General features: G+C 71.0%; 16 protein-coding genes. 1 reads left to right on the top strand and 15 read right to left on the bottom strand.

Annotated elements, in window-relative coordinates; translation table 11 throughout:
- Positions 1-28 precede the first annotated feature (28 nt).
- The 6 genes from carB to pyrR form a co-directional block, all read right to left on the bottom strand.
- The gene (gene carB, locus ACZ7OY_RS21745; protein WP_471912874.1) at positions 29-3,337 is read right to left on the bottom strand and encodes a carbamoyl-phosphate synthase large subunit; all 3,309 of its coding nucleotides are present in this window, start codon (positions 3,335-3,337) and stop codon (positions 29-31) included.
- Positions 3,330-4,487: a glutamine-hydrolyzing carbamoyl-phosphate synthase small subunit gene (gene carA / locus ACZ7OY_RS21750; RefSeq protein WP_471912875.1), complete on the bottom strand. Its 1,158-nt coding sequence runs from the start codon at positions 4,485-4,487 to the stop codon at positions 3,330-3,332. The genes carB and carA overlap by 8 nt, the downstream gene beginning before the upstream one ends.
- On the bottom strand, positions 4,484-5,053 hold the full coding sequence (locus ACZ7OY_RS21755; protein ID WP_384730737.1) for a PH-like domain-containing protein: 570 nt from the start codon (positions 5,051-5,053) through the stop codon (positions 4,484-4,486). The genes carA and ACZ7OY_RS21755 overlap by 4 nt, the downstream gene beginning before the upstream one ends.
- On the bottom strand, positions 5,050-6,336 hold the full coding sequence (locus tag ACZ7OY_RS21760) for a dihydroorotase (RefSeq protein WP_471912876.1): 1,287 nt from the start codon (positions 6,334-6,336) through the stop codon (positions 5,050-5,052). Before ACZ7OY_RS21760 ends, ACZ7OY_RS21755 begins: the two co-directional genes overlap by 4 nt.
- 4 nt (positions 6,337-6,340) lie before the next feature.
- Positions 6,341-7,321 (bottom strand): aspartate carbamoyltransferase catalytic subunit, encoded by a 981-nt coding sequence (locus ACZ7OY_RS21765; protein WP_471912877.1) that lies wholly within the window; start codon positions 7,319-7,321, stop codon positions 6,341-6,343.
- A 125-nt stretch (positions 7,322-7,446) separates the two neighbouring features.
- Positions 7,447-8,016 (bottom strand): bifunctional pyr operon transcriptional regulator/uracil phosphoribosyltransferase PyrR, encoded by a 570-nt coding sequence (gene pyrR / locus ACZ7OY_RS21770; protein ID WP_351605875.1) that lies wholly within the window; start codon positions 8,014-8,016, stop codon positions 7,447-7,449.
- Positions 8,017-8,268: 252 nt separating this feature from the next.
- Here pyrR and bldD point away from each other — a divergent pair, with 252 nt between their 5' ends.
- Complete coding sequence (bldD, locus tag ACZ7OY_RS21775) at positions 8,269-8,769, top strand: transcriptional regulator BldD (RefSeq protein WP_152893850.1); 501 nt, start codon at positions 8,269-8,271, stop codon at positions 8,767-8,769.
- Between the two features lie 192 nt (positions 8,770-8,961).
- Here the strand turns inward: bldD and nusB are convergent, their stop codons facing one another.
- The 9 genes from nusB to mltG all read right to left on the bottom strand — a co-directional run bounded on the left by nusB (position 8,962) and on the right by mltG (position 18,211).
- Entirely contained in the window at positions 8,962-9,396 is a 435-nt protein-coding gene (gene nusB, locus ACZ7OY_RS21780; protein WP_351613823.1) for a transcription antitermination factor NusB, read from the bottom strand.
- Positions 9,397-9,398: 2 nt separating this feature from the next.
- Positions 9,399-9,965 (bottom strand): elongation factor P, encoded by a 567-nt coding sequence (gene efp, locus ACZ7OY_RS21785; protein ID WP_162470102.1) that lies wholly within the window; start codon positions 9,963-9,965, stop codon positions 9,399-9,401.
- A gap of 51 nt (positions 9,966-10,016) precedes the next feature.
- Positions 10,017-11,123: an aminopeptidase P family protein gene (locus tag ACZ7OY_RS21790; protein ID WP_471912878.1), complete on the bottom strand. Its 1,107-nt coding sequence runs from the start codon at positions 11,121-11,123 to the stop codon at positions 10,017-10,019.
- A gap of 114 nt (positions 11,124-11,237) precedes the next feature.
- On the bottom strand, positions 11,238-12,146 hold the full coding sequence (locus ACZ7OY_RS21795; protein ID WP_471912879.1) for a Pro-rich N-terminal domain-containing protein: 909 nt from the start codon (positions 12,144-12,146) through the stop codon (positions 11,238-11,240).
- A 164-nt stretch (positions 12,147-12,310) separates the two neighbouring features.
- A complete protein-coding gene (gene aroB / locus ACZ7OY_RS21800) occupies positions 12,311-13,402 on the bottom strand; it encodes a 3-dehydroquinate synthase (RefSeq protein ID WP_471912880.1) in 1,092 nt (363 codons plus the stop codon).
- Positions 13,399-13,914: a shikimate kinase gene (locus ACZ7OY_RS21805; protein WP_384724316.1), complete on the bottom strand. Its 516-nt coding sequence runs from the start codon at positions 13,912-13,914 to the stop codon at positions 13,399-13,401. Before ACZ7OY_RS21805 ends, aroB begins: the two co-directional genes overlap by 4 nt.
- Positions 13,911-15,095, bottom strand: coding sequence for a chorismate synthase (gene aroC / locus ACZ7OY_RS21810; RefSeq protein WP_471912881.1), 1,185 nt, complete (start codon positions 15,093-15,095; stop codon positions 13,911-13,913). The genes ACZ7OY_RS21805 and aroC overlap by 4 nt, the downstream gene beginning before the upstream one ends.
- 604 nt (positions 15,096-15,699) lie before the next feature.
- Positions 15,700-16,539 (bottom strand): shikimate dehydrogenase, encoded by an 840-nt coding sequence (locus tag ACZ7OY_RS21815; RefSeq protein ID WP_471912882.1) that lies wholly within the window; start codon positions 16,537-16,539, stop codon positions 15,700-15,702.
- The gene (gene mltG / locus ACZ7OY_RS21820) at positions 16,520-18,211 is read right to left on the bottom strand and encodes an endolytic transglycosylase MltG (protein WP_471912883.1); all 1,692 of its coding nucleotides are present in this window, start codon (positions 18,209-18,211) and stop codon (positions 16,520-16,522) included. The genes ACZ7OY_RS21815 and mltG overlap by 20 nt, the downstream gene beginning before the upstream one ends.
- Between the last annotated feature and the right edge of the window lie 95 nt (positions 18,212-18,306).

An 18,306-nucleotide genomic window follows, 5' to 3' on the forward strand; every position in this document is an offset into this window, starting at 1 on the left:
ACCGTTTCCGGTGTCCCCCTCGGAGCTGCTAGTCGCGCGCCGCGGTCAGGTGCTGCGCGTGTTCCTGGAGCGAGCGGACGCCCACGTCGCCGTGGTTGAGCGCGTCGATGCCCTGGACGGCGGCGGCGAGCGCCTGGACCGTCGTCAGGCACGGCACGGCCCGGGCGACGGCGGCCGTACGGATCTCGTAGCCGTCGAGCCGGCCGCCGGTGCCGTACGGGGTGTTGACGATGAGGTCGACCTCGCCGTCGTGGATGAGCTGCACGATGGTGCGCTCGCCGTTCGGTCCGGTGCCCTCGGACTGCTTGCGCACCACCGTGGCGTTCAGGCCGTTGCGCTTGAGGACCTCGGCCGTGCCGGAGGTGGCGAGCAGCTCGAAGCCGTGGGCGACCAGCTCGCGCGCCGGGAAGATCATCGAACGCTTGTCGCGGTTGGCGACCGAGATGAACGCGCGGCCCTTGGTGGGCAGCGGCCCGTACGCGCCCGACTGCGACTTGGCGTACGCCGTGCCGAAGACGGAGTCGATGCCCATGACCTCGCCGGTGGAGCGCATCTCGGGGCCGAGGACGGTGTCCACACCGCGGCCGGAGGTGTCCCGGAAGCGGCTCCAGGGCATCACGGCCTCCTTGACGGAGATCGGCGCGTCCAGCGGCAGCTCGCCGCCGTCGCCGGTGGCCGGCAGCAGCCCCTCGGCGCGCAGCTCGGCGACGGTGGCGCCCAGCGAGATCCGCGCGGCGGCCTTGGCCAGCGGCACCGCGGTCGCCTTCGAGGTGAAGGGGACGGTGCGCGAGGCGCGCGGGTTGGCCTCCAGGACGTAGAGGATGTCGCCCGCCATCGCGAACTGGATGTTGATCAGGCCGCGGACGCCCACCCCGCGCGCGATGGCCTCGGTGGAGGCGCGCAGACGCTTGATGTCGAAGCCGCCCAGGGTGATCGGGGGCAGGGCGCACGCCGAGTCGCCGGAGTGGATGCCGGCCTCCTCGATGTGCTCCATGACACCGCCGAGGTAGAGCTCGTGGCCGTCGTAGAGGGCGTCGACGTCGATCTCGATGGCGTCGTCGAGGAAGCGGTCGACCAGGACCGGCCGGGTGGGGCTGATCTCGGTCGACTCGGCGATGTAGGACGACAGCCGGGTCTCGTCGTAGACGATCTCCATGCCGCGGCCGCCCAGGACGTACGACGGGCGCACCAGGACCGGGTAGCCGATCTCGTCCGCGATGGCCTTGGCCTCGTCGAAGGTGGTGGCGGTGCCGTGCTTCGGGGCCGGCAGCCCGGCCTCGGCGAGCACCCGCCCGAAGGCGCCCCGGTCCTCGGCCGCGTGGATGGCCTCGGGGGAGGTGCCCACGACCGGCACGCCGTTGTCCTTGAGGGCCTGCGCCAGGCCCAGCGGGGTCTGGCCGCCGAGCTGGACCACGACGCCCGCGATCGGGCCGGCCAGCGACTCGGCGTGCACGATCTCCAGCACGTCCTCCAGGGTGAGCGGCTCGAAGTACAGCCGGTCGGAGGTGTCGTAGTCGGTGGAGACGGTCTCCGGGTTGCAGTTGACCATCACGGTCTCGTACCCGGCGTCGGACAGCGCGAAGGAGGCGTGGACGCAGGAGTAGTCGAACTCGATGCCCTGGCCGATGCGGTTCGGGCCGGAGCCCAGGATGATCACCGCGGGCTTCTCGCGCGGCGCGACCTCGCTCTCCTCGTCGTAGGAGGAGTAGAAGTACGGCGTCTTCGCCGCGAACTCGGCGGCGCAGGTGTCGACGGTCTTGTACACCGGGCGGATGCCCAGCGCGTGCCGCACCTCGCGCACGACGTCCTCGCGCAGCCCGCGGATCTCGCCGATCTGCTGGTCGGAGAAGCCGTGCCGCTTGGCCTCGGCGAGCAGGTCGACGTCCAGGCGCTCGGCCGCGGCGAGCTCGTCGGCCGTCTCCTTGATGAGGAAGAGCTGGTCGACGAACCAGGGGTCGATCTTCGTGTGCTCGAAGACCTCCTCGGGCGTGGCGCCCGCGCGGATGGCCTGCATGACCGTGTTGATCCGGCCGTCGGTGGGCCGTACGGCCTCGCGCAGCAGCTCGTCCTTGTCTCCGGGCTCGCCGGTGAACGTGAACTGGCTGCCCTTCTTCTCCAGCGAGCGCAGCGCCTTCTGGAGGGCCTCGGTGAAGTTGCGGCCGATGGCCATGGCCTCGCCGACCGACTTCATGGTGGTGGTGAGGGTGGAGTCGGCCGAGGGGAACTTCTCGAAGGCGAAGCGCGGGGCCTTGACGACCACGTAGTCGAGCGTCGGCTCGAAGGAGGCCGGGGTCTCCTGGGTGATGTCGTTGGGGATCTCGTCGAGGGTGTAGCCGACGGCGAGCTTGGCGGCGATCTTGGCGATCGGGAAGCCGGTCGCCTTGGAGGCGAGCGCCGAGGACCGCGACACGCGCGGGTTCATCTCGATGACGATGACGCGGCCGTCGACCGGGTTCACCGCGAACTGGATGTTGCAGCCGCCGGTGTCGACGCCGACCTCGCGGATCACGGCGATGCCGATGTCGCGCAGGATCTGGTACTCGCGGTCGGTGAGGGTCATCGAGGGCGCCACGGTGATGGAGTCACCGGTGTGCACGCCCATCGGGTCGAAGTTCTCGATGGAGCACACGACGACGACGTTGTCGTGCTTGTCGCGCATCAGCTCCAGCTCGTACTCCTTCCAGCCGAGGATGGACTCCTCCAGGAGCACCTCGGTGGTCGGGGAGAGCGTCAGGCCCTGGCCGGCGATGCGGCGCAGCTCCTCCTCGTCGTGCGCGAAGCCGGAGCCGGCGCCGCCCATGGTGAAGGAGGGGCGGACGACGACCGGGTAGCCGCCGAGCGTGTCGACGCCGGCGATGACGTCGTCCATGGTGTGGCAGATCACCGAGCGGGCGGACTCGCCGTGGCCGATCTTGCGGTTGACCTCTTCGACGACCGTCTTGAACTGCTCGCGGTCCTCGCCCTTGTGAATGGCCTCGACGTTGGCGCCGATCAGCTCGACGCCGTACTTCTCCAGGACGCCGTTCTCGTGCAGCGAGATCGCCGTGTTCAGGGCCGTCTGGCCGCCCAGGGTGGGCAGCAGCGCGTCGGGGCGCTCCTTGGCGATGATCTTCTCGACGAACTCGGGGGTGATCGGCTCGACGTAGGTCGCGTCGGCGATCTCCGGGTCGGTCATGATCGTCGCCGGGTTGGAGTTGACCAGGACCACGCGCAGGCCCTCGGCGCGCAGGATGCGGCACGCCTGGGTGCCGGAGTAGTCGAACTCGGCTGCCTGGCCGATGACGATCGGGCCGGAGCCGATGACCAGGACGGACTGGATATCGGTGCGCTTAGGCACGCTGGCCCTCCATCGGGACTGTGCTCATCAAAGACGTGAAGCGGTCGAACAGGTAGGCGGCGTCGTGGGGTCCCGCTGCCGCTTCGGGGTGGTACTGGACGGAGAAGCCCGGCTGGTCGAGCAGCTGCAGGCCCTCCACCACGTCGTCGTTCAGGCAGACGTGGGAGACCTCGACGCGGCCGAAGGGCGTCTCGGTGACCCGGTCCAGCGGCGCGTCCACGGCGAAGCCGTGGTTGTGCGCGGTGACCTCGACCTTGCCGGTCGTACGGTCCTGGACCGGCTGGTTGATGCCGCGGTGGCCGTACTTCAGCTTGTAGGTGCCGAAGCCGAGGGCGCGGCCGAGGATCTGGTTGCCGAAGCAGATGCCGAACAGCGGCGTCTTCCGCTTCAGGACGGCCGTCATCAGCGCGACGGGGCCGTCGGCGGTCGCCGGGTCGCCGGGGCCGTTGGAGAAGAACACGCCGTCGGGGGCGACGGCGTAGATGTCGTCCTCGGTCGCCGTGGCGGGCAGCACGTGCACCTCGATGCCGCGCTCGGCCATGCGGTACGGGGTCATGCCCTTGATGCCGAGGTCGATGGCGGCGACGGTGAACTTCTTCTCGCCGACCGCCGGGACGACGTAGGCCTCCTTGGTGGCGACCTCCTCGTACAGGCTCGCGCCCTTCATGTGCGGCTGGGCCTGCACGCGCGCGAGGAGCTCGGCGTGGGGTGCGATCGCGTCGCCGGAGAAAATGCCGGCCCGCATGGAGCCGCCCTCGCGCAGATGGCGGGTCAGGGCGCGGGTGTCGATGCCGGAGATGCCGACGACGCCCTGGTTGACGAGTTCCTCGTCGAGGGAGCGGCTGGCGCGCCAGTTGGAGGGCACGCGGGCGGGGTCGCGGACGACGTAGCCGGAGACCCAGATGCGGCTGGACTCGTCGTCCTCGTCGTTCCAGCCGGTGTTGCCGATCTGCGGGGCGGTGGCGACGACGATCTGCCGGTCGTACGACGGGTCGGTGAGGGTCTCCTGGTAGCCGGTCATGCCGGTGGAGAACACCGCCTCGCCGAAGGTCTCCCCCACGGCCCCGTAGGCGCGGCCGCGAAAGACCCGGCCGTCCTCCAGGACGAGTACGGCGGGAGTCCTGGCGGCTCCCCTGGTGGAGGTGGTCATCGTGCGCCTTCCGTTGTTTCCGTCTTTTCGATCATCGCGTTGATGGCGTCGACCCACTCGTTGTGCTCGGCCGCCCGGTCGGAGCGGAAGCCGGAGTCGATCAGCCGGTCGCCGTGGGCCCAGGTCACGACCAGCAGGCCGCCCTCGGTGAGCACCTTGCCCGCGATGCCCTTGTCCAGCCGGGCCTCGCGCAGTGCCTGGCGCGGGACGAAGAAGTCGTCCGCGCCGGGGCGTACGACGTCCAGGCCCGCGTCGGTCAGCGTGAGCTCGGCCCGGCTGCGGGTGCCCAGGCCGCGCGCCACGATGCGGTCCAGCCACTGCCCGGCGGTGGTGGAGCCGTGGTAGCGGCCGCTCATGCCCAGTCTCACCGGACCGGGCTCTTCCGGCGCGGTGGGCAGCTCGGGCAGGTCGCCCTGGAGGGTGCCGCGCCACTTCCAGCCCTCGCGCATCAGCCAGTAGACGAGCGCGACGAAGAGGGCGAGTCCGACGAGCCAGCCGATGCGGGCGGCCCAGTCGGTGACCTCGGCCGATTTCTTCTCGGCGGCCAGCAGGATTACAGGTGTCACGTGAGCTTCCCGTCGACGAGGGTGGCCTTGCCCCGCAGCCAGGTGTGCGTCACACGGCCCGGCAGCTCGCGGCCCTCGTAGGGGGTGTTGCGGCTGCGCGAGGCGAAGCGCGCGGGGTCCACCGGTCCACGGTATTGCGTGTCCACCAGGACGAGGTTCGCGGGCTCACCTGCCGAGACAGGTCGTCCATGGCCGGAGGCCTGTCCGATCTGCGCCGGCCTGACCGACATCCGGTCGGCGACGCCCGCCCAGTCGAGCAGCCCGGTGTCGACCATCGTCTCCTGGACCACCGACAGCGCGGTCTCCAGGCCGACCATGCCCATGGCGGCCGCGGCCCACTCGCAGTCCTTGTCCTCGTGCGGGTGCGGGGCGTGGTCGGTGGCGACGATGTCGATCGTGCCGTCGGCGAGCGCTTCGCGCAGCGCCATGACGTCCCGCTCGGTGCGCAGGGGCGGGTTGACCTTGTAGACCGGGTTGTACGAGCGCACCAGCTCGTCGGTGAGGAGCAGGTGGTGCGGGGTGACCTCGGCGGTGACGTCGATGCCGCGGGACTTGGCCCAGCGGACGATCTCGACGGAGCCGGCGGTCGACAGGTGGCAGATGTGGACGCGGGAGCCGACGTGCTCGGCCAGCAGGACGTCCCGGGCGATGATCGACTCCTCGGCCACCGCGGGCCAGCCGCCCAGGCCGAGTTCGGCGGAGACGACGCCCTCGTTCATCTGGGCGCCCTCGGTCAGTCGCGGCTCCTGCGCGTGCTGGGCGACCACGCCGCCGAAGGCCTTCACGTACTCCAGCGCCCGGCGCATGATCACGGCGTCGTCGACGCACTTGCCGTCGTCGGAGAAGACGGTGACGCCGGCGGCGGACTCGTGCATGGCGCCGAGCTCGGCGAGCTTCTTGCCCTCCAGGCCGACGGTGACGGCGCCGATCGGCTGCACGTCGCAGTAGCCGTGCTCCTGGCCGAGCCGGTAGACCTGCTCGACCACGCCTGCGGTGTCGGCGACCGGGAAGGTGTTGGCCATGGCGAACACGGCCGTGTAGCCGCCGGAGGCGGCGGCGCGGGTGCCGGTCAGCACGGTCTCGGAGTCCTCGCGGCCCGGCTCGCGCAGATGGGTGTGCAGGTCGACCAGGCCCGGCAGCAGCACCTTGCCGTCGGCCTCGACGACCTCGGCGCCCTCGGCGTCGAGTCCGGTGCCGACGGCGGCGATCGTCGCGCCGTCGATCAGCACGTCCTGGGGCTCGCCGCCGAGCACCTTCGCACCACGGATCAGGATCTTGCTCATCGTCTTACTTCTCCTCGGTGGTGCGGGCTTGGGTGCCGGCGGGCTCGTTGCCGCCGAGCAGCAGGTAGAGGACCGCCATGCGGATGGAGACGCCGTTGGCGACCTGCTCGACGACCGTGCAGCGCTCGGAGTCGGCGACCTCGGCGGTGATCTCCATGCCGCGGACCATCGGGCCGGGGTGCATCACGATCGCGTGCTCGGGCATCTTCGCCATGCGGTCACCGTCCAGGCCGTAGCGCCGCGAGTACTCGCGCTCGGTCGGGAAGAAGGCGGCGTGCATGCGCTCGCGCTGGACGCGCAGCATCATCACGGCGTCGGACTTGGGCAGCGTGCTGTCGAGGTCGTAGGCGACCTCGCAGGGCCAGGTCTCCACGCCGACCGGCACCAGGGTGGGCGGGGCGACCAGGGTGACCTCGGCGCCGAGGGTGTGCAGCAGGTCGACGTTGGAGCGGGCGACCCGGCTGTGCAGCACGTCGCCGACGATGGTGATCCGCTTGCCGGCCAGGTCCTGGCCGAGGCCGGCGTCGCGGCCGACGAGCCGGCGGCGCATGGTGAACGCGTCCAGCAGGGCCTGCGTGGGGTGCTGGTGGGTGCCGTCGCCCGCGTTGATCACGGCGGCGTCGATCCAGCCGGAGGTGGCCAGACGGTAGGGGGCGCCGGAGGCGCCGTGCCGGATGACCACGGCGTCGACGCCCATGGCCTCCAGGGTCTGCGCGGTGTCCTTCAGGGACTCGCCCTTGGAGACGCTCGACCCCTTGGCGGTGAAGTTGATGACGTCCGCCGAGAGACGCTTCTCGGCGGCCTCGAACGAGATCCGGGTGCGGGTCGAGTCCTCGAAGAAGAGGTTGACGATCGTGCGGCCGCGCAGGGTCGGCAGCTTCTTGATCGGCCGGTCGGCCACCCGGGCCATCTCCTCGGCGGTGTCGAGGATCAGGACGGCGTCGTCGCGGGTGAGGTCGGCGGCCGAGATGAGATGACGCTGCATCTTTCAGGCTCCGTAAGGCAGTTCAGGCGGGGAGGCGGGTCCGGGGGTGTCCCCCGGAGCGGCGCGGCGGGCGTGCGCGGGCACACGGGCAGGACGTACGTCGGTGACGTACGCCCCCCGTGTGACTACTGCTCGCCCGGGACGGTCCGCTTCGCGCCGAGCAGCACGGTGTCGCGACCGTCCTCCTCGGCGAGCTGGACCTTGACCGTCTCCCGCAGCGACGTGGGGAGGTTCTTGCCGACGTAGTCGGCGCGGATGGGCAGCTCGCGGTGGCCGCGGTCGACGAGGACCGCGAGCTGGACCGCGCGGGGGCGCCCGATGTCGTTCAGGGCGTCGAGGGCGGCGCGGATCGTGCGGCCGGAGAAGAGCACGTCGTCGACCAGGACGACGAGGCGGCCGTCGATCCCGTCACCGGGGATCTCGGTGCGGGCCAGCGCACGCGGTGGGTGCATACGCAGGTCGTCGCGGTACATCGTGATGTCGAGCGAGCCGACCGGGATCTTGCGGTCGGTGATCTCCGCCAGCTTGTCGGCGAGCCGCCGGGCGAGGAAGACGCCCCGGGTCGGGATCCCGAGGAGCACCACGTCGTCGGCGCCCTTGGCACGTTCGACGATCTCGTGGGCGATGCGGGTCAGTACCCGCGCGATGTCCGGGCCCTCGAGAACGGGCCGTGCATCGGGCAATGATGTGTCCATACGAAACGGACCTCCTTCTCCGCCTCACGGGACGGACCTTAAAGGACGTCGGGATTGCGCCATCCACGTTAGCAGGCCGACGCGACCGTCCTGATCACCCCCTTGGCGCAATCGATCGCCGCCTTCCCCGAAGCGTCGGTGTGGACCATTCGGCTTGACGCAGGAGAATCACGCTGCGTAACCTCACAGTGAGTTACCAACTGCGTGGCGGGAATCAACGCCAGCCGCGTCGACCCAGTGCCGGGGAGCCATATGTCCAGCGAATACGCCAAACAGCTCGGGGCCAAGCTCCGGGCCATCCGCACCCAGCAGGGCCTTTCCCTCCACGGTGTCGAGGAGAAGTCCCAGGGACGCTGGAAGGCGGTCGTGGTCGGTTCGTACGAGCGCGGTGACCGTGCCGTGACCGTACAGCGTCTTGCCGAACTGGCGGATTTCTACGGCGTTCCCGTACAGGAGCTGCTTCCGGGCACCACCCCTGGCGGCGCCGCCGAGCCGCCGCCGAAGCTGGTGCTCGACCTGGAGCGCCTCGCCCACGTGCCGGTCGAGAAGGCCGGCCCGCTCCAGCGGTACGCGGCCACGATCCAGTCGCAGCGCGGTGACTACAACGGCAAGGTCCTCTCGATCCGCCAGGACGACCTGCGCACCCTCGCCGTCATCTACGACCAGTCGCCCTCGGTGCTCACCGAGCAGCTGATCAACTGGGGTGTCCTGGACGCGGACGCGCGCCGCGCGGTCGCCCACGAGGACAACTGAGCAAGCACCGTCTCAGCAGAAACGTGCCGCCGGGGTGGCCGGAACTTCACCGTTCCGGCCACCCCTGCGGCCTTCTACGGGCCTCAGGGACCTCATGGGTCCCACAGGAACCCCCTGCATGCCGGAGGGCCCGCAGCATGACGCTGCGGGCCCTCCGGCATGCAGGGGGTCTCCCCCGTCTTCCGTTACCGCTTATGCCTCGTCGCGACGCAGCGAAGGCTTGAGCTCCTTCAGACGGCCGAGCAGGCCGTTGACGAACGAGGGCGACTCGTCCGTGGAGAACTCCTTCGCCAGCTGCACCATCTCGTCCAGCACCACGGCGTCCGGGGTCTCGTCGACCCAGATCAGCTCGTAGGCTCCGAGACGCAGGAGGTTGCGGTCGACGACCGGCATCCGGTCGAGCGTCCAGCCGACCGAGTACTGCGCGATCAGCTCGTCGATGCGCCGCGCGTGCTGCGCGTACCCCTCGACCAGTTGCATCGTGTACTCGCTCACCGGCGGCTGCCGGTCGTCGGTCCGGGAGAGCCGGATCCAGTCCGCGAGGACCGTCAGGACGTCCGCGCCACGCTGGTCACCCTCGAAGAGGATCTGGAAGGCGCGCTTGCGGGCCGTGTTGCGGGCAGCCACGGTTAGCTGTTCACCCGGCCGAGGTAGTCGCTCGTGCGGGTGTCGACCTTGATCTTCTCACCGGTGGTGATGAAGAGCGGGACCTGGATCTGGTGGCCGGTCTCCAGCGTGGCGGGCTTGGTGCCGCCGGTGGAGCGGTCGCCCTGGACACCCGGCTCGGTCTCCTGGATGACCAGCTCGACGGCGGCGGGCAGCTCGACGAAGAGCACCTCGCCCTCGTGCTGGGCGACGACGGCCGTGAAGCCCTCGATGAGGAAGTTGGCCGCGTCGCCGACCGTCTTGCGGTCGATCATCAGCTGGTCGTACGTGTCCATGTCCATGAAGACGAAGTACTCGCCGTCCATGTACGAGAACTGCATGTCGCGCTTGTCGACAGTGGCCGTCTCGACCTTGACACCGGCGTTGAACGTCTTGTCGACGACCTTGCCGGAAAGCACGTTCTTCAGCTTGGTGCGCACGAAGGCAGGGCCCTTGCCGGGCTTGACGTGCTGGAACTCGACGACGGACCAGAGCTGGCCGCCTTCGAGCTTGAGCACCAGGCCGTTCTTGAGGTCGTTCGTGGAAGCCACGGTTGCGGAATCTCCTGGACTGACGTGGACGACCCCGGCGCACGCACCTGCCTACAGGGCGAGCAGCTCCTTGGTCGTGATGGTGAGTAGCTCGGGTCCGCCGTCCGCCTCAGGGCGTACGACGAGCGTGTCATCGATCCGGACGCCGCCCCGGCCCGGGAGGTGAACCCCCGGTTCGACGGTGACCGGCACGCAAGCGTCCAGTTTACCCATGGCTGCGGGAGCCAGCTGCGGGTCCTCGTCGATTTCGAGTCCCACGCCGTGCCCGGTGAGCGGTGAAAGGCCCTCGCGGTACCCCGCGGAGCCCAGTACGTGACGTGCGGCACTGTCCACGTCGCGATAGGCCGCACCGGGCGTCAGGGACTCGCGCGCGGCGCGCTGGGCAGCGAAGACCAGGTCGTAGAGCTCGATCTGCCAGTCGGCGGGCGAGGTGCCGATGACGAAGGTACGGCCGATCTCGCAGCGGTAGCCGTGGTAGGTCGCGCCGAGACAGACCGAGAGGAAGTCGCCCTCCTCGACCCTGCGGTCGGTGGGCGCGTGGCCGCGCATCCCGGAGTTCGGGCCGGTGGCGACGGAGGTCGCGAAGGCGGGACCGTCGGCCCCGTGGTCGACCAGGCGCCGCTCCAGCTCCAGGGCGAGGTGACGCTCGGTCCGCCCGACCAGGATGGACTCCAGCAGCTCGCCGAGGGCCTGGTCGGCGATCTCCGCCCCGATCCGCAGACAGGAGATCTCCTCCTCGTCCTTGACCACCCGCAGCTGCTCGACCGCGCCGCCGAGGTCGGCCAGGCGCAGCCCGGGGGCGACCGAGCCGATGGCGCGGTGCCGGGCCACGGTGAGGTGGTGCTCCTCGACGGCCACGGAGTCGGCGCCCTGGCCCGCGACGAGATCGGCGGCCGCGACCGCCGGATCACCGCCGGGTCCGGACAGGACATGGACGCGCAGCGCCTCGTCCGGGCGGCCCTCGGCGGGCCGCTCGTCCGGCGGGGCGGCACAGACCAGCAGGTCCTCGCGCTTTCCCAGGAGCAGGACTGCCTCCCGCGGGGCGGCGCCCGCGAGATAGCGCACATTGGCGGCCCGGGAGACGAGCGCCGCCGCGCTGCCGCCCGCGTTGCAGCGCTCTCGTAGCCGCGTCCGGCGGGCCGCGTACACCTCTGACATGAGCCGAGCCTACGAGCGGTGGCCGGATCCCGCCGTTCGAGAGGGCCGTGTGGGCGGACTCCGTTCGGGGGACCTATCGCCCGAGACCCCGCAACGCCCCGGCGGCCCGGCCGGCTACCACTGCGGCGGGCTCGCGATCGAGCGGGCCAGTACGTCGTCCAGGACGCGTGCCGTCGCGGGTACGTCCAGCTGCGAGTTGTCGATGATCGGCAGCCCCGAGCCGTACCACCCGGCCATCCGGCCGTGGATCCGGGCGACCTCCTCGTCGGTCAGCCGGCGGTTGCCGCGGCGCTCGGCGTTGCGCTCCAGGACGATGTCCAGGCCGGGCAGCAGCACGACCGGCAGCAGGCCGGGCCCCACGTGCCGCTTCCAGCCGCCGAGCCCGACGACCGGGCGGTCGGGGAAGACGGCGTCGTCGAGAATGCACGAGATGCCGTTGGCCAGGAAGTTGCGCGCGGCGAACCCGCAGGTGCGGCGGGCCAGCCGGTACTGCGCCTCGGAGTTGTCGTTCCACCCGGACTGCGGGTCGGCGAAACCCGCCCGCACCCATTCGCGCACGTCGTCGAGACTGATGTGCGCGGTGGGCACACGGCGGTGGTCCGCCCAGTACTTGGCGACGCTGGTCTTGCCGGCTCCCGCGGGGCCGATGAGCAGCACCGCGAGGGTGGTGGCCGACGGGTCGGGAGCGGCCGCGGCGGCGGGCGGCGGGGCCGGCATGGCGACGGGACCGCCGGGCGGCAACGGGACATGACCGGTGGAGTCAGGGGCCGGAACCGGCGTCTGAAGGTGCTGCGAGACCGCGTACGGCGCGGCCGGCGGTGGCACCGGCGGCACGGGCGGGACCGGCCCCGGCGCCGGTGGTCCGATGTATCCGGGCGCCGCGGGGGGCGGCACCGGGGCGGGCCCCTGGTGCGCACCCTGGTGGTGCGGTCCCTGGTGTTGTGCGGCCGGCGACCAGCCGGCGGCCGGACCGTGCCCCGGCTGGTGGGGCTGCGGCAGCGGAGAACCCACTGCGTGCTGCATCCGGTGCCACTCCGTCTCGTACAGGCAATGGGCGAGGGCAAGGGGTGCATACCCCGTTCGCTACTGAACGGTACCGCCCCAGGCTGTCCTTTGGTGAACGGCCGGGGGCGGTCCGTAGTGCCCTGGCGTGCGAAGAGGCCCGGACGGATCGGGTGTTGCGGTACTTACTGGCCCACTTCTCCGTACGCGGCGAGCAGGACGGCCGGGTCCGGTCCCTCCAGCACGGTCGGCTTCGCCAGTCCGTCGAGCACGATGAAGCGCAGCAGGTTGCCCCGGGACTTCTTGTCGACCTTCATGGCCTCCAGCAGCTTGGGCCACTGGTCGTAGCGGTAGTGCAGCGGAAGACCGACGGACTCCAGGACCGTGCGGTGGCGGTCCGCCGTGGCGTCGTCGAGCCGGCCGGCCAGACGGCCGAGTTCGGCGGCGAAGTGCATGCCGACCGAAACCGCGGCGCCGTGGCGCCACTTGTAGCGCTCGTTCTTCTCGATGGCGTGCGCGAGCGTGTGACCGTAGTTGAGGATCTCCCGCAGCCCCGACTCCTTCAGGTCGGACGACACGACGTCGGCCTTGACCCTGATGGAGCGTTCGATGAGCTCGGCGGTGTGCGGGCCCGCGGGGGTGCGGGCGGCGGCGGGGTCGGACTCGATCAGGTCGAGGATCACCGGGTCGGCGATGAAGCCGGCCTTGATGATCTCGGCGAGGCCGGAGACGTAGTCGTTGACCGGGAGGGAGTCCAGCGCGGCCAGGTCGCACAGCACCCCGGCCGGCGGGTGGAAGGCGCCGACGAGGTTCTTGCCCTCGGCCGTGTTGATGCCGGTCTTGCCGCCGACGGCCGCGTCCACCATGGCGAGCACGGTGGTCGGTACGGCGATCCAGCGCACCCCGCGCAGCCAGGTCGCGGCCACGAACCCGGCGAGGTCCGTGGTGGCACCGCCGCCGACGCCCACGACGACGTCGGTACGGGTGAACCCGCACTGGCCGAGCGCCTTCCAGCAGTAGGCGGCGACCTCGACGGTCTTGGCCTCCTCCGCGTTGGGCACCTGGATGGCGACGGCCTCGTAGCCCTGCTCGGCCAGGTCGGCGCGGAGCGCGTCCCCGGTCTCGGCCAGCGCCTCGGGGTGGATGACCGCGACCCGCTGGGCCCTGTCGCCGATCAGCGCGCCGAGCTCGCCCAGCAGCTGACGCCCGACCAGGACCTCGTACGGCGCGGATCCCGCGCTGCCGCCGACCTGGATCCGCGTCACAGACTCGCTCATGCTTCCTTCAACTCCAGTGCGTCCAGGGCGGCCTGGGTGACCTCTTCGGGGGTACGGCCGTCCGTCGCCACGACGGCCGTGGCGATCTCCTCGTACAGATGCCGGCGGGCCTCCATAAGCTCGCGCCACTGCTTGCGCGGGTTGACGGCGAGCAGCGGGCGGGCCGTGTTGAGGCCGGTGCGCTTGACGGCCTCTTCGACGTCCATCGAGAGGTACACCACCCGGTGCCCGGCCAGCAGGGCGCGCGTGCCGTCGTCGAGCACCGCGCCGCCGCCCAGCGCCAGCACGCCGTCGTGGCCGGCCAGTGCGCGCTGCACGGACTGCTTCTCGATCACGCGGAAGGCGCTCTCGCCCTCGTCGACGAAGATCTCCGCGATCGTGCGGCCCTGCTCGGCGACGATGTCGTCGTCGGTGTCCCGGTAGGCGACGCCCAGCCGTTCGGCGAGGAGCTGCCCGACGGTGGACTTGCCGACGCCCATCGGGCCGACCAGGACGACCAGCGGCCCGCTCATCGGATGTGCAGGTGGTCGAGGTACGACCGCACGTTGCGGCGGGTCTCGGTGACGCTGTCGCCGCCGAACTTCTCCGCCACCGCGTCCGCCAGCACCAGCGCGACCATCGCCTCGGCGACGATGCCGGCCGCGGGGACCGCGCACACGTCGGAGCGCTGGTGGTGCGCCTGGGCGGCCTCGCCGGTGGCGACGTCCACCGTCTGAAGGGCCCGCGGCACGGTCGCGATGGGCTTCATCGCGGCCCGCACCCGCAGCAGCTCGCCGGTGGTCAGACCGCCCTCGGTGCCGCCGGAACGGCCGGTGGCCCGCCGGATGCCGTCGGCGGTGGTGAGGATCTCGTCGTGCGCCTTGGAGCCGGGCACCCGGGCCAGGTCGAAGCCGTCGCCGACCTCGACGCCCTTGATCGCCTGGATACCCATGAGGGCGGCGGCCAGGCGCGCGTCCAGCCGGCGGTCCCAGTGCACGTGCGAGCCCAGGCCGACGGGCACGCCGTAGGCGAGGACCTCGACCACACCGCCGAGGGTGTCGCCGTCCTTGTGGGCCTGGTCGATCTCCGCGACCATCGCCTTCGACGCGTCCGCGTCCAGGCAGCGCACCGGGTCGGCGTCCAGCCGCTCGACGTCGGCGGGGGTCGGCAGGACGCCGTAGGGCGCCTTGGCGGCGGCCAGTTCCACCACGTGCGAGACGATCTCGATCCCGGCCGTCTCCTTGAGGTACGACCGGGCGACGGCGCCGAGCGCGACGCGGGCCGCGGTCTCCCGGGCGGAGGCGCGCTCCAGGACCGGGCGGGCCTCGTCGAAGCCGTACTTCTGCATGCCGGCCAGGTCGGCGTGGCCCGGCCGCGGCCGGGTCAGCGGCGCGTTGCGGGCGAGTTCGGCGAGCTCCGCCGGGTCCACGGGGTCGGCCGACATGACCTTCTCCCACTTGGGCCATTCGGTGTTGCCGACCATGACCGCGACCGGGGAGCCCATGGTCAGTCCGTGCCGGACGCCGCCGAGGAACGTGACCTCGTCCCGCTCGAACTTCATCCGCGCGCCGCGCCCATAGCCCAGCCGCCGCCTCGCCAGATGATCCGCCACCATCTCCGTGGTGATCGGCACGCCGGCGGGAAGGCCCTCCAGCGTCGCGACGAGTGCGGGACCGTGGGATTCCCCCGCGGTCAGCCAACGCAGCCTGCTCAACGGTGCTCCTCAGTGCTCGCGCCCTGGTACTGCCCTGCATACGCGCGTCATCGCGTACGGCGACGGCGCTACCGGGTGCGCGGCCCCGGCCCGCCACCTCCGATCCTCCCACGTTCCCGAGGCGGACCCGGCCGCCGGTCCATCAGGCGGGACAGCCCGGCGCGGGCCGCGGACTCAGCCCGTCCCTCCCTGCCCTTGCCCTTGCCCTTGCCCCTGCCCTTGCCCTTGCCCCTGAGCGTGGGCACCGAGGAAGTCGGCACCCCTGGGGCCGGCCGGCGCCGGGTTCTGCGGGAGCTGGTTCCGCGGTGGGGCGTACGCGCCCAGGTAGTCCGCGCCGCGCCCCTGTCCGGGCTGCGCCGGAGCGTGCACGGGCACACCAGTACGCCGGGACCGGATTTTGCGCCTGAGCTTGAGGAGCCACGAGCCAACGACGGCGAGCGCGGCCAGCACGAGCATCGCCGTCCGCGCCCAGTCGGGCACGAACTGGAAGGCGAACTTGAAGATCTCCCACCTGAGGGACGCCAGTGGCACCCCGGCCGATCCGCTGGTCATGTACCTGACTCCCCCGATGTCGCGCTCCGCCCCCTGCGGAACCGAGCGGATCCTACCGGGCCGCCAGGGCCTGCTCGCCGGCCTTGCGCATGGCCTCCAGCGGTGCCGGGGCGCGGCCGGTCATCTGCTCGACCTGGAGCACCGCCTGGTGGACCAGCAGGTCGAGTCCGCCGACGACGGCGCCGCCGTACATCGACCAGCGGGCCGCGAGGGTGGTGGGCCAGGGGTCGTAGAGGACGTCGAAGAGGGTGGCGGGCCGCTCGGGCACGGCGCCGGCCAGCGCGTCCGTCGTACCGGCCGGGGTGGTGGCGACGACGAGCGGGAAGCGCAGCGCCTCGGCCGCGTCCGCCCAGTCGGCGGTGCGGACCTCCACCTCCAGCCGCTCGCCCCACTGCCGCATCTCGGCGGCGCGCGCCTCGCTGCGTACGTAGGCGACGACCTCACCGGTGCAGATCCGGGCCAGCGCGGCCAGCGCGGAGGAGGCGGTGGCACCCGCGCCGAGCACGGCCGCGGTGTCGACCTGCTCGATCCCCCGCTCGCGCAGCGCGGCGACCATGCCGGGGACGTCGGTGTTGTCGCCGACCCGGCGGCCGTCCTCGGTGAACACCACCGTGTTGACGGCCTCGATCGCGGCCGCCGTCCCGCTGATCCCGTCGAGCAACGGGATGACGGCCCGCTTGAGCGGCATGGTCAGCGACAGCCCCGCCCACTGCGGGCCGAGGTCCGCGAAGAACGCGGGCAGGCCCGCCTCGTCCACGTCGAACCGCTCGTACGTCCAGCCGTCGAGCCCCAGCCGGGCGTACGCGGCGCGGTGCAGCACCGGGGAGAGCGAGTGGGCGATCGGTGAACCGAGTACGGCGGCCCGACGCGCCTCAGTTGCCGCTGCTGGCATTGAACCTTTCCTTGAGTTTCTGGAATTCCTCGTAGGTCTTCGCGAATTCGGTGTTGTTCTGACCGTCGGTCGCCACGAAATAGAGCCAGCCGTCGTCGGTCGGATTCAGCGCCGCCTTCAGCGCGTCCTCGCCCGGGTTTCCGATGGGACCGGGCGGCAGACCCCTGTTCGTATAGGTGTTGTACGGGTCCTTGTTGCTGTTGATCTCGGACTCGCTGATATTGATCTTGCTCTCGCCCTTCAGGTAATTGAAGGTCGAGTCGAACTGGAGCTTCTGGTTGGTCTCGGTGTTCGTCGACTTGAGGCGGTTGTAGATGACCTCCGCCATCTTGCGGAAGTCGTCGTGCGTCTTGCCCTCCGCCTGGACGAGGCTGGAGACCGTGACGAGCTGGAACGGGTTCTCCAGGTCGAACGACTTGGCCTTGTTCACGAGGTCGTACCTCGTGTACACCTCGTTCGCCTGCTCGACCATCGGCTTCAGGACCGCGTCGGGCTTCATGCCCTTGGCCGCGGGATAGGTGCCGGGGAAGAGGAAGCCCTCCAGCGGGTCCTTGACGTCGGCACCGCCGGTCGCCCACTTCGGCAGTCCGAGGTTCTTGTACTCCTTCAGGGCCACCTTCTTGGTGGAGCCGGCGGAAAGGCCCAGCTTGGCGTCGATGTCCTTGTAGACGGCCGCATTCCGCTCGCCGGGCTTGACGACGAGATTGGCCTGGCTCTTCGGGTCGAGCATCATCTTGACGGCGCTCGCCGCGGACATCTCCTTCCGCAGGATGTACGCGCCGGCCTGGATCGAAGTGCCCTGGGGATTCTGCTGCTGCGCGGAGACGAACGCGTCGACACTCTTGACGACACCGGCGTCCTTCAGCCTGATGCCGATGTCGTAGCCGCCGGCCCCCTTGGGGATCTGGACGGTCACCGTCTCGTCGGTGCCGTCGCCCGCGTAGTCGGGCGCCGCGCCGAAACGATTTTGGTAGTACTGGTAGCCGAAATAGCTGACACCGGCGAGGCCGCCACCGAACACCAGGGCCACCACCAGGCACGCACAGCCGTTGCGGCGCTTCTTGCCCGCGGCGCCGCCCTTGCCCCGCTTGTCGCCCCGGCCGCTCCGGCCGTCCGGCTCGTCGGCGCTCTCGTCGTCGTCATCGTCGTCGCCGCCCGCGAAGAAGGCGTGTTCGCCCTCGTCGGGACCCGGGTCCCAGTCGACCTTGGGTTCCGGTTCGGCGCGCCGCCGGCTCGGCGGCTCCGGCGGCGGATACGCCTCGGGGGTACCGTAGAGATCGGGCTGCTCGGCGCCGTACGCGGCGGCCTGCTGGCCGTAGGGGTCACCCGGGTCGGCCGCGTAGGGGACGTGCGCGTGCGTGCCCGTTCCGTCCCAGCCGCCCTGCTGGTACTGCTGCTGGTGGTGGTCGGCGTAGTGCTGCTGGTCGTACTGCTGCTGGTACTGGGCGGCCTGCTGGTCGTACTGCTGCGAACCGTCGTAGGCGGCCTGCTGACCGCCCTGCCCCCAGTCGCCGTACCCCGGCTGCTGCGGCTGCGGATAGTGCTGCGGCTGGCCGCCGTAGGCAGACTGATGGGCCGCCTGGGCCTGCTGCCCTTCCCATCCGCCGTCCCCGTACGCCGGGTCCTGCGGATGCCACGGTTCGGAGCCTTGGCCCCGGCCATACTCAGTCATCGATCCCCTAGAGCCGCGAGGCGGCGATCCCGCGGCTTCAAGGGCCGGTGGACGTTCCGCCTCATTTCTGTGCGGCGGCTGTTCGAAGACCACCA

Source organism: Streptomyces sp. NPDC107559 (assembly GCF_055657365.1).